Raw genomic sequence first — 11910 nt, forward strand, 5'->3', positions numbered from 1 at the left:
CAATCCAGAGACTACAAGCAACAACTGATTGCTTCGTCGCTGCGCTCCTCGCAATGACAGCTACATCAGCGGTGCTGTCCCGCGCTTGTTCGCGAAACCCCCGCCGGGGATCGAGTCCAGCAGCGCTTGCGTATAGGGATGTTGCGGACGGCCGAAGACATCGCCGGCGAGTCCCTGCTCCACCACCACCCCGTCTTTCATCACCGCAACCAGATCGCAGATCTGCGCCGCTACCCTGAGATCGTGGGTGATGAAGACAATGGAAAGACCGAGGCGCCGACGCAATTCGGCGAGCAGCTTCAGCACCTGCGCCTGTACAGACACGTCCAGGGCGGAAACGGCTTCGTCGGCGACCAGCACGTCGGGCCGCAGCGCGAGGGCGCGGGCGAGGCCGATGCGCTGTCGCTGGCCGCCGGAGAATTCATGCGGAAAGCGATCGCTGGCCGACGGATCGAGCCCGACCAGCGCAAACAACTCTTTTGCGTCTGACATCGCCTTCGCTCTGGGCGTGCCGTGCACGATCGGACCCTGGGCGACCAGTTCGGCCGCCTTGCGGCGCGGATTGAGCGACGCGAACGGATCCTGAAACACCATCTGGATATGGCGGGTTTCACGGCGAACGTTCTCCCGGGTCATCTTTGCCCAGTCCTTGCCTTCGAGCACGATCGACCCCGTATCGGGGTCGATCAACCGGACGATGCAGCGGGCGAGCGTGGATTTTCCCGAACCGGATTCGCCGACGATGCCGAGCGTCGCGCCGCGCGGCAGTTTCAGCGATACGCTCTTGACCGCCGCCGTGACGCGCACACCTCGTCCGAGAAATCCGCCGCTGCGATAGGTCTTCGAGACGTTGTCAATGTTCAGGATGATCTCGTCGGAAAGCTTGCGCGGCGGCGGCGCGGTGAGCGGCGGCACGGCCGCGATCAATTGTTGGGTGTAGGAATGCTGCGGGGCGTTCAGGATCGACCATGCGTCGCCCTGTTCCACCACCAATCCATGTTGCATCACCGCGACACGGTCGGCAATCTCCGCGACCACGCCGAAATCGTGGGTGATGAACAGGACCGCGGTCTTCTTGCGTTTCTGCAGGTCGCGGATCAGCGCCAGGATTTGCGCCTGCGTGGTGACGTCGAGCGCGGTCGTCGGTTCATCCGCGATCAAAACGCGAGGATCCAGCGCCAGCGCCATCGCAATCATGGCGCGCTGGCGCTGACCGCCGGAGAGTTCGTGCGGATAGGCGCGGGCGGCAACCTTCGGATCGGGAATGCGCACGTCGGCCAGCAGCGCCAGCACTCTGGCGCGGATCGCCGCACCGGATAGATCGGTGTGGATCGAAAACATCTCGCCGATCTGGTCGCCGATGGTACGCAGCGGATTGAGCGCAGTCATCGGCTCCTGGAATATCATGGCGATGCCGGCGCCGCGCACGTTCCGCATCTCCGCCACGGTCGTCGCCGCCAGATCACGGCCTTCGAACATTACCCGGCCGCCATCGATTGCAACCTCGCCCGGCAACAGCCGCATGACCGCATTGGCCAGGACCGACTTGCCGGAACCGGACTCGCCGACCAAGCAGAGGATTTCATCGGCGGCGATCGAGAGCGAAACGTCGGACAGGGCATGAGACCGGTCCGCGCCGGCCGGCAATCGCACGCTGAGCCGGTCGAGCGTCAGGATGGCGCCTGGTTCGCTCATCGCCCCTTCAGCCTCGGATTGAGCGCGTCGTTCAGTCCCTGTCCCACCAGCGAGACGGCCAGCACCGTGATCAGGATGGCGATTCCGGGAATGGCGGAGACATACCACTGCACCCGCAGCACGTCGCGTCCCAAGCCGATCAGGTTGCCCCAGGAGGCGACGTTCGGATCGGACAGCCGCAGGAACGCCAGCGCGCTTTCGAGCAGGATCGCGACCGCCATCACCACGCTGGCGTAGACGATCACCGGCGGCAGCGCGTTGGGAAGGATTTCGCCGAGGATCAACCGCACGTCCTTCATGCCCAGCGTTCTTCCCGCCTGCACGAACTCCCGGTTCCGCAGCGACAGGAATTCCGCCCGCGTCAGCCGCGCCGGCGCCGGCCATGACACCACCCCGACCGCGACGGTGACGGTCGCCAGCGTCGAGCCGAACACCGCGACCAGCACCAGCAGCAGAACGAAGTTCGGCAATGTCTGAAACGCTTCGGTAATGCGCATCAGCACGTTGTCGACCCAGCCGCCATAATAGCCCGCAAAGGCGCCAATCAGGATTCCGATGGCAATGGCGATAACGGTCGCGACGCCGCCGATCAACAGTGAAATGCGCGCGCCGTGGAAGATCTGCGCGGCGATATCGCGGCCGGAATTATCGGTGCCCAGCAGGAAGCGCGGATTCGAGAATGGCCAGATCAACGGCCGACCGGCGAGCGCCAGGGGATCGCGCGGATAGAACCAGCCGGCGCTGATCGCTATGGCGATCACGACGAACAGCAACAGCAAGCCGATGACGGCGGCTGGACTGCGAAAATAGCGTTTCGCGGCGCCCATGTCTCACGCCTCGGCGGTGATGCGCGGATCCAGCCGCGCATAGATGATGTCGACGAAGAAATTGACGACAATGACAAGCAGCGCCGAGACGAAGACGATGCCAAGCAGCGTGTTAAGGTCGCGCTGCACCACAGACTCATAGGCGAGCCGCCCGAGGCCGGGCAGCGAGAATACGCTTTCCACCACGACCGAACCGCCCAGCATGGTGCCGGCCTGAAGTCCGATCAGGGTCACCATCGGCAGCAGCGCGTTGCGCAGCACGTGGCGGATCACCACGCGGGTTTCGTCAAGCCCCTTGGCGCGCGCGGTCCGGACAAAATCGAGATTAAGCACCTCGAGCATCGATGCGCGCATGATGCGCAAATAGATGGCGAGGAAGATCAGCCCGAGCGTCAGGGTCGGCAGGATCAAGTGGCGCGCGATATCGAAGGTGCGCCGGATTCCGAACTGGACCTGACCGATGTCCTCAAAACCGCCGGCCGGCAACCATTGCAGATAGATGGAGAACACGACGATCGCCATCAGCCCGAACCAGAACGATGGCGTTGCGTAGAACACCAACCCCACCGTCGAGATCAGCGTATCCGGCCATTTGTTGACACCGCGGGCGGCAATGACGCCGAGCACGAGACCGAAGAAGAATGCGAACGACAACGACGCTGTCATCAGCAGAATGGTCGGCGGCAGCCGCTCTAGAATGACGGTCGCCACAGGCTTGCCGTAGATCGAGGAAAATCCGAGATCAAGACGGATGAGCCGCCACAGATAATTGCCGAGTTGCACGGGAATCGACAGATCGAGGCCGTAAAACCGGCGCAGCTCCCGCGCGGTGGCGGCGTCGCCGCCCCCCATCTGCGCCATCATGGCGTCGACCGTATCGCCCGGCGCGAACTGCAACAGCAGAAACACGCCGATCAGGATCAGGATCAACGTCGGAATCGAGGCGGCGAGCCGCCGCCCTGCAAGGCTCAAGATGCGCATCGGGTCATCTTGTCGGAGATCGCCTCAGGCGGCCAGCCAAAGATCGTGCCAGCTGGTCGATCCCCAGCGCGGTGTATTGGAGTGATTGCGCGCCTTGGCATTGATCACAGTCACGAATATCTGCTCGATCGGCATCCAGACCGGCAAGTCGGTGTTGGCGTCCTTGACGAAATCGGCGTAAAGCGCCTTGCGCTTGACCGGATCGATTTCGGTTGCCGCATCGTCGATCACCTTATCGATCGCAGGATCTTGCCATCCCCACTGATTGGTCCAGGGCGCGCCTTTGGGCTGCCCCGAACGATACCATACCGTGGTCGAAACCGCCGGATCGTTGCGATACTGATGCCAGCCGGTGGCGAGATCGAAGGCGTGATCGTCATAGACCTGCTTGAGAAACCCGCCACCGTCGTTACGGATGTTCTCGACCTGGATGCCGACTTCCGACAACGATTGCTGAATGAAGGTCGCCCACAGCGAGATATCCTCGCCCCAGGGGGCCGGCAACAAGCGCAACGCGAAGCGGTTGCCGCCCGCGCCCGCCTTGAAGCCGGCCTCATCGAGCAGTGCGATCGCCTTTGCCTTGTCGTAAGGATATTGCGGCGTGTTCGGACCCGGAAAGAAATCTGTCGAGGTGGACGGGATCGGGCCTGTCCCGAGCTTGGCAAAATCGCCAAGAAAATTGTCGATGAAGAACGGCACGTTGATGGCATGCGCAATGGCGCGGCGAACCCGGATATCGGACAGCTCCTTGCGGCGGAAATTGAACTCGATAGTGTTGGTGCGGGCGTTGCCTTCGTTGCCCTTGGTCGAGACGATGAAGCGTTTGTCCTTGCCGAGCCGCGCCATGTCGGAGATCGTCAGCCCCGAGAACGGGCTGTAATGCAGATCGCCGGCTTCCATCTGCGCGGCAGCCGCGGCGCGATCGGTGATCACGCGCCAGACGATGCGGTCGAGATAGGGTGCGTTCGGCCGCCAGTAGTCGGGATTGCGGTCGGCGATGACATATTGTCCGCGCTCGTATTTGACGAATTTGAACGGGCCGGTGCCGACCGGAGAGAGGTTGGTCGGGTTCTGCCTGATATCGCCGGATTCATACAGGTGCTTGGCCGAGATGTAACCGAGGTCCGGCAATGCGCGCAGCAGCAGGTTGAGCGGCATCGGCCGCTCGTAACGGAACACCGCCGTCTGTGCATCGGGCGTTTTCACCGCGTCAAGAAACAGCTGCAGCGTCGACCCGTAGTTGAGGATCTTCTTCCACATCTGCATGGCGGTGAATTCGACGTCTGCCGACGTGAAGGGCTTGCCGTCGTGCCATGTGACGCCTTTGCGCAGCTTGAAGGTGACGGTCTTGCCGTCGGGTGAAGCTTCCCAGCTTTCAGCAAGTACGCCGACCGGCTGCCCGCCGGCGTCGAGGTCGATCAGGTTTTCCTGAATCTTTCCGCCGATGATGTAGACTCCGGTCGAGGCCTGGATGCTGGGATTAAGCTGGCGCTGCTCTGCGCCATAATGGACATTGAACACGCCGCCTTTGCGCGGTATTTCCTGCGCGAACGCCCGCAGCGGATCGAGCACGTTGACGGCGATTGCGGCCGACGTCAGCAGCGCGGTACGGCGGTTGATTTCCAAACGCGTCATGTCCATTGGTGCTCCCGATCACATACGCCGGCGTCCTTGGGACGCTCGGCAGGCATTTTCGGATGCTACGACACAATGGCGGACAGTGTCATTTTCTAATCACCTCTTGACCCGGAAAAATCATTCCGATCTGCACCCTCAATGACCGGCGGCGCTGTGGGCGGCGGCGTTGTTGAGAACGATCAGCCCGTCGACGGCGACGCCGGTCCTGGTATTGATCAGAAACGGATTGACATCGATTGAAGCGATGCGGGTACCGGCGTCGGCCATCAGATTGGACAGGCCGACCAGCGCTTTCACGACCGAAACCTCGTGCAGCGCGGGCTTGCTGCGATAACCCTTCAGCTTGACGCCGGCCTTGGTGCGGCCGATCAATTCCCTGGCTTCGGCCGCGTCGAGCGGCGCGCCGGCCAAAGCGATGTCCCGCATGAGTTCGACATCGACGCCGCCGGTCCCGAACAGCACTACCGGTCCCATCTCGGCGTCGAGCGACGCGCCCACCACAAGTTCAAGGTCGGCCTTGACCTGCTGCGCGATCAGGATGCCTTCGAGCTTCGGCTTGTTCTTCAATCTTTTCACCCGCGCGACGATGGCGCTGAATGCTTTTCTCACGTCGGCGGCGCTGTTGAGGTCCAGCACCACGCCGCCGATGTCGGACTTATGCAGGATGTCGGCGCTGACCACCTTGGCGACAACCGGAAAACCTATCTTTTCCGCGATTGTCACGGCATCGGCGGCATCGCGCGCGATGCCTTCCTTTGATACCGGAATGCCGTAGGCCCTGAGCAGCTTCTTTGATGCGACCTCATCCAGCGCTGCGCCGCTCGCGTTCTTCAGCGTCCGCTCCAAAGCTGCGCGCGCGGCGGCGGTCGAACTCGATACTACGTCCGGCACGTTCTTACGCAGCGTCGCATACTCGGTCAAAGCCTTGATCGCGCCCACCGCGCGGTCCAACCCCTGCATCACGGCGATATGCGGCAGCGACTTGCGCAAGGTCTTGGTGAATTCGGTGAAGCCGATCGACATCGTGCTGATATAGATCACCGGCTTGCCGGCGTTGCCAGCCATCTCGTTGACGATGCGCAGATTTTTCTCGCGCAGTTCGTGTGGCGCCTTGGGCAGTTCGGAGTCGATGATGACAATGTCGGTATCCGGATCATCGATCATGATCCCGATCGACTTCATGTAGACCGAAGGATCCACCACCGCCGCGAATCCGGCGTCGAGTGGATTGCCGACGGTGCTGCCGGGCCCCAGCATCTTCGCCAGTTCATTGCTCGCATGTCGGCTCAATGGTTTGAAATTCAGGCCGGCCGACGCGAATGCGTCGATCATCAGGCCGCGCTTGCCGCCGGACAGGCTGACCCCGGCGAGGCGGGCACCTTTGGGAACATCGGCGTGGACGAAGCATTCGGTGGTCTCGATCAATTCGTCGAGGCCGCGTACCCGGATCACGCCTTCCCGGGTCGAGACGGCATCGAATGTTTCGATCGAGCCCGCCAGCGCCCCGGTATGCGCCATCGCAGCGGCGCGTCCGCCCTCGGACGAGCCGAGTTTCAACGCGATCACGGGCTTGCCCGCGGCGCGCGCGGCCTTGCAGGCGTCGCGGAAGATCTTGGTATTACGCACGCCTTCAAGATAGACCACGATGACACGGATACCGGGATCCGCGGCGAAATAGGCCATCAAATCCGGCGTTTCAAGGCCGGCCTCGTTGCCTGTCGTGACCATGTAGCCGACGCCGACGCCGCGATCTTCCAGGGCCTGCCGGATCGCCATCACGATCGCGCCGGATTGGCCGGCGACCGCGACGGGACCTGCTTCCATCGTGACGATCCGGTCGTCGATGTTAGTAAACAGTTTTTCGCCGGCGCTTAGATTGCCGAGGCAATTCGGGCCGGTCACCGCCATGCCGGTTTCGCGAATAGCCCGTTGCAGCTCGGCGGCAAGTCTCTGGCTTTCCTCGTCCTGCAATTCGCTGAAGCCCGAGGTGACGATGGTGGCGGAGCGTGCACCGGCGGCGGCCGCGTCGCGGATCACTTGGACCGTAAAACGCGCGGGCACCAGCACCAGAACATGATCGGGCTTGTCCGGCAGGTCAGCGAAATCCTTGTAGCAGGCAGTGCCCCAGATCGTCTCGCGCTTGGCGTTGACCGGATAAAGCTTGCCTCCGTAGCGGTACTTGATCAGATTATTCCAGATGCGCTCGGCGTAGTTGCCCGGTTTGTCGGTTGCTCCGACCAGCACAATATTGCGCGGATGAAGCATCGCATGAATGTTTTTGATGATGTCGCTGGCGTCCGGCGAAGGCGCCCATTTGCCGGCCGGATGGGACACGGCGTTATCCAGATCTTCCATGGATGCAACCTCATCGTTCTTAATTCCGCGTGACAGAACGCCCGATGATTCCGGCGCGGCTTTGCGTTGTTGTTATTGAGAATCGCGCAAGGTGGCAACTCACGCGAGCGGGGGCCCGCTGTTCGGCGGCCAAATTTTTGTTCCGGGGCTTCGCCGCTTGGGCGGGCGTGATAGATTCGCGCGGCGCTGCTTTATTCAACAAAGGGCTGTTCCCATGGGGATCCGGATCTACGGTTTCTGGCGATCGATTGCCTCGTTTCGCGTGCGGGTCGCGCTACGGCTCAAGGGCCTGCCATTCGAGGAAATTCCGGTCGATATTCTGTCCGGAGAGCAATTCAGGCCGGAATACGCGGCCGTAAGCGCCGAACGCGTGGTGCCGACGTTCGTTCATGACGGCCATACGATCTTTCAGTCGCTGGCCATCATCGAATATCTCGAAACACTGCAGTCTGAGCCGCGGCTGATCCCGCAGGATGCGAAGGAGAGGGCCTACGCAAAGTCGCTGGCCCTGGTGACGGTGGCCGACGCGCATCCGCTGGTGACGCCGCGAGTCCGCAATCACCTTGCCGCAACGTTCGGCGCCGATGCACATGCGATCGAGGATTGGGGCAGGCACTGGACCACTGAAGGGCTTGCAACCTACGAGCGGCTGCTCGCGCAACGCCCGGCGGCACCGTTCGCGCTGGGGCCGGAACCGGGCCTGGCCGACATTTGCATCGCCGGGCAGGTGGTGACGGCGCAATACGTCAAACTCGAATTGAGGGACTTTCCAGCGGTGGCGCGGTTGGCCGAGCATTGCTTCAGGCTCCCGGCGTTCGCGAGTTCGCATCCGTTCGAGCAGCCCGGGTACAAGGCAGCAAAAGCGGCGCATTGAGTTTCCTAACTTCGCCCCGCTTGCGGGGAGAGGTAAAGGCTCTAGACGTCCAGCCCGAGCACCCGTGCCGCATTGCCGCCCGCGATCTGCGCCAGCGTTGCCTCGTCCATCCCGTGCACGCCGGCGATATGCCCGATCGGATTGTATTCGGCCATGTCGAACGGATAGTCGGTCCCCATCAAGATGCGGTCGGGGCCGAACACGTCGATCAGATAGGCGAGCTGGTGATAGGTGAACACCACGGTATCGAGATAGACCTGCCGCAGATAAGTGGTTGGCGGCAACGGCAGCTCGCCATGACAGTCCCTCCGCGCGCCCCAGGCGTGGTCGATGCGGCCGGAATACCCGGGCAGATAGCCGCCGCCATGCACCGCCATCAACTTCAGCTCGGGGAAGCGCGCCAGCGTTCCGGAAAAGATCAGGTTGTGCAGCGCAAGCGTGGTGTCGAGCGGATTGCCGAGAACGTTGTTGAAATAAAAATGGGTCAGGCGTTCCCCATGGGTGAACCCGTTCGGATGCATCATGATGAAGGCGCCGAGCTGTTCGGCCTTTGCAAAAAACGGTTGGAATTTCGGATCGGACAGCTCCTGGCCATCGACATTGGTCAGGATCTCGACGCCCTTCAGTTTCAGATCGCCCATGATGGTGTCGAGCTCGCGGACGGCGATTTCCGGCTGCTGCAAGGTGACGACGCCCAGCCCGACAAAACGATCGGGACGGCGCGCACAGTATTCCGCGACGCCTTCATTGCCGAGGCGATGCGCCTGTTCGGCGATCTTTGCATCGATCGAATAGTAGCACTGACCAGGCGCCGGCGCGACGACCTGGATGTCGATGCCCATGTTGTCGAGATCGCGCAGGCGGCGATCGATAGTTGTCATCACCTCGCTGACGTCTTTTTCCTGCGTGGCGTTGATTTCCTTGCTGGCGGCATCGGAAAAATGCGCCAGCGGAATCCGGCTGATGTCGACATGCGGCTGCGCCAGCTTGGCAGCCTGCGGGACCACGATATGGGCGTGGATGTCGATCGTCGGCGACGAAGGGCGCCGCGCGCGGCCGTCGGCGTCGTGGTTGCGCGCGGCGGTGCGGCCGTAGCGGTTCTTGCGCTCCAGCATAGGATGTTGTCCGTCGGTCGAGATGATCATCAGATGGTCCCTCTGTTTTTGTTTCGTCTGGTCCAATGCACCGGTACCGCGGTCGCATCGGCGTCGCCGAGGCCCGCCGCTTCGGCCGCCTCGAAGCACGCCAGGGCGCTCGCGGTGACCGGAAGCTCGGTATGGATCGATTGGCCGAACGCGATTGCGGTGGCGAGATCTTTTTTTGCAGCGCTGACCGCAAAGGCGGTTTCGCCTAGTGGTTGTCCGCCCAGTACTCTTGCGATGTCGGCGCCGCGTCCTTTCATGGCGGTTGGCGTGCCGGCAGTGTCGGACAGTATGTCGATCAGCCGGTCGGCGGGAAGATTGAGCGGCCCGCAGATGGTCAAGGCTTCACCAAGCGCCTGCCAGTAAACCAGCAGCGGCAGATTGATTGCGAGTTTCATCGTCGCACCTGAACCGAGTTCTCCGACGTGCTCGATGCGGCGGCATAATTGTTCGAGAATCGGCATTGCCCGGGCTACGTCTGCCTTGGCGCCGCCGGCAAGACCGAACAGTTTCCCCTCTTTCGCCGGCGCCGTACTGCCGCCGACCGGGCACTCGACGAAGGCAGCGCCCTGAACCGCCGCCGCCGTCCCGATCGAACTCATGGTGTCGGGACGAACCGTGCTCATGTCGATCAAAAGTTTGCCTGCGAGCTTGCCCTTCAATATGCCATTGGGTCCGCGATACACCGCCTCGGTCGCCGCGTCGTTCAGCAGCATCACGACGACGGCATCGCAGCCATCCAGGAGTTCAGCCGGAGATGCGAACAGCTTCGCGCCGGCCCCGGTCAGCGGTTTGGTTTTAGCCGCATCGCGATTCCAGACGTTTACCTCGTGTCCGACAGCCATCAACCGCTGCGCGATCGATGAGCCCATTCGTCCGGTTCCGCATACGCCGATTTTCATGTGCTTTGACCTTAACTGAAAGATTGGACTAGTGAGCGTGGAAGAGGCCAAGATTTTGCGCGACAAGGGTTTCGTTGTTCACAACCTCGGCTGCACTGCCTGCGAACACACAGCGTCCGGTATTGAGTATGACCGCCTGATCCGCAACGTCGAGTGCGAGCTGGCGGTTTTGTTCGACCAGGACGATGGATTGTCCCTCTTCCTTCAAACGCTGGATGGTGCGGCTGACTTCCGCGACGATCAGAGGCGCCAGCCCTTCCGACGGCTCGTCGAGCAGAAGCACTCGTGGATTGCCCATCAGCGCGCGGCCGATGGCCAGCATCTGCTGTTCGCCGCCTGACAGCGTGCCTGCGAGTTGCGCGTGGCGTTCGCACAGCCGCGGAAACATGTCGTAAATCCGATTGATGCTCCATGGCTTGCCGGTAGCGTTCTCGCGCTGCCGGGCCACCATGAGATTTTCCTTGACGGTCAGCGAGGGAAATATCCGCCGCCCCTGCGGCACCAGACCGATGCCGAGATGCGAGATTCGTTCAGGACTCAAGCCTCCGATCTGTTCGCCAAACAGCTTGATCTCGCCCTCCTGCGGCTTCAGAAAGCCGATGATGGTCGAGATGCAGGTGGTCTTTCCCGCGCCGTTGCGTCCAAGCAGGGCCAGCACGCCGCCCGGGTGCAATGAAAAACTGACGCCGTGCAGGACGTGGCTGTCGCCGTAAAACGTGTGGAGATTGATCAGGCTGAGCGCGTCAGGTGCCAAGGTACACCTCGCGTGTTCGTTTGTCCGCAATTACCTTGTCACGCTCACCATCGACGATGACACGGCCGTAGTTCAGCAGCGTGACCGTTTCGGCGAGATCAAGCGCCGTATCCATGTCGTGCTCGATCATGATCACGGCGGTTTCCCGCGGGATCGCCGCGATCAGTGACTTAATGGCGAAACGTTCGGTATTCGATAGGCCTGCCAGCGGCTCGTCCAGCAGCAATACCCGCGGCTTTTGCGCCAGCGCCATCGCCAGCTCCACACGGCGCTTTTCGCCATAGGCGATATCGGATACCGGATGCGCCGCCAGGTGCAACAATCCGACGCTGTCGAGGGTGCGCCTTGCCTCGCTTGTAAGGTCGCCGTAGTAAGACAATGGCCGCCACATCTGCCAGCGCGACGGCCTCAAACCAAGTAGACCAAGCGTGACATTGTGTTCAAGCGTGTCCTGGGCGAACAGAGTGATGATCTGATAGGTTCGCGACAGTCCGAAGTGCGCGCGCTTGTAGGGCGTAAATTGCGTGACATCGGTGCCGAACAGCCGAATCTGCCCGGAATTCGGCCTCATGTCTCCGGTGATCTGGTTGAATAATGTCGTCTTGCCGGCGCCATTTGGGCCGATGATCAGGCGCCGTTCGCCTGGCCGTATCGAAAGCGTCACGTCCTGCGTCACCGGAAGACCGCCAAATGCTTTTTTCAGGTTGACGATCTCGAGCGCATAGCCGGTCGAAGGGGTCAT

10 protein-coding genes are annotated in these 11910 nt (G+C 61.9%); 1 reads left to right on the plus strand and 9 read right to left on the minus strand.

The genetic code is table 11. The features are described from left to right. Positions 1–60 precede the first annotated feature (60 nt). The 5 genes from ACFE72_RS05880 to ACFE72_RS05900 form a co-directional block, all read right to left on the minus strand. A complete protein-coding gene (locus ACFE72_RS05880; protein WP_375412128.1) occupies positions 61–1695 on the minus strand; it encodes an ABC transporter ATP-binding protein in 1635 nt (544 codons plus the stop codon). Next, on the minus strand, positions 1692–2522 hold the full coding sequence (locus tag ACFE72_RS05885) for an ABC transporter permease (protein WP_375412129.1): 831 nt from the start codon (positions 2520–2522) through the stop codon (positions 1692–1694). The genes ACFE72_RS05880 and ACFE72_RS05885 overlap by 4 nt, the downstream gene beginning before the upstream one ends. A 3-nt stretch (positions 2523–2525) precedes the next feature. Beyond that, entirely contained in the window at positions 2526–3503 is a 978-nt protein-coding gene (locus tag ACFE72_RS05890; RefSeq protein ID WP_375412130.1) for an ABC transporter permease, read from the minus strand. Positions 3504–3527: 24 nt separating this feature from the next. Then, positions 3528–5144, minus strand: coding sequence for an ABC transporter substrate-binding protein (locus tag ACFE72_RS05895; protein WP_375412131.1), 1617 nt, complete (start codon positions 5142–5144; stop codon positions 3528–3530). A 132-nt stretch (positions 5145–5276) separates the two neighbouring features. Further along, on the minus strand, positions 5277–7406 hold the full coding sequence (locus tag ACFE72_RS05900) for an acetate--CoA ligase family protein (protein ID WP_375412204.1): 2130 nt from the start codon (positions 7404–7406) through the stop codon (positions 5277–5279). A gap of 304 nt (positions 7407–7710) precedes the next feature. Here ACFE72_RS05900 and maiA point away from each other — a divergent pair, with 304 nt between their 5' ends. Beyond that, a complete protein-coding gene (gene maiA / locus ACFE72_RS05905) occupies positions 7711–8370 on the plus strand; it encodes a maleylacetoacetate isomerase (protein WP_375412132.1) in 660 nt (219 codons plus the stop codon). A 41-nt stretch (positions 8371–8411) separates the two neighbouring features. On the opposite strand, the gene ACFE72_RS05910 is transcribed toward maiA, so the two are convergent. Genes ACFE72_RS05910 through ACFE72_RS05925 form a run of 4 tightly spaced genes read right to left on the minus strand, consistent with a single transcriptional unit; the run spans position 8412 to position 11910 of the window. Further along, the gene (locus ACFE72_RS05910; protein ID WP_375412133.1) at positions 8412–9515 is read right to left on the minus strand and encodes an amidohydrolase family protein; all 1104 of its coding nucleotides are present in this window, start codon (positions 9513–9515) and stop codon (positions 8412–8414) included. Next, positions 9515–10414, minus strand: a complete 900-nt coding sequence (locus ACFE72_RS05915) for an NAD(P)-dependent oxidoreductase (protein ID WP_375412134.1) — start codon at positions 10412–10414, stop codon at positions 9515–9517. Before ACFE72_RS05915 ends, ACFE72_RS05910 begins: the two co-directional genes overlap by 1 nt. A 28-nt stretch (positions 10415–10442) precedes the next feature. Continuing rightward, positions 10443–11168 carry an ABC transporter ATP-binding protein gene (locus ACFE72_RS05920; RefSeq protein WP_375412135.1) on the minus strand — a complete coding sequence of 242 codons (726 nt, stop codon included), beginning with the start codon at positions 11166–11168 and terminating at the stop codon, positions 10443–10445. Beyond that, positions 11158–11910: an ABC transporter ATP-binding protein gene (locus tag ACFE72_RS05925; protein ID WP_375412136.1), complete on the minus strand. Its 753-nt coding sequence runs from the start codon at positions 11908–11910 to the stop codon at positions 11158–11160. Before ACFE72_RS05925 ends, ACFE72_RS05920 begins: the two co-directional genes overlap by 11 nt.

This window comes from uncultured Bradyrhizobium sp. (assembly GCF_964252615.1).
In the GTDB taxonomy this organism is placed as follows: domain Bacteria; phylum Pseudomonadota; class Alphaproteobacteria; order Rhizobiales; family Xanthobacteraceae; genus Bradyrhizobium.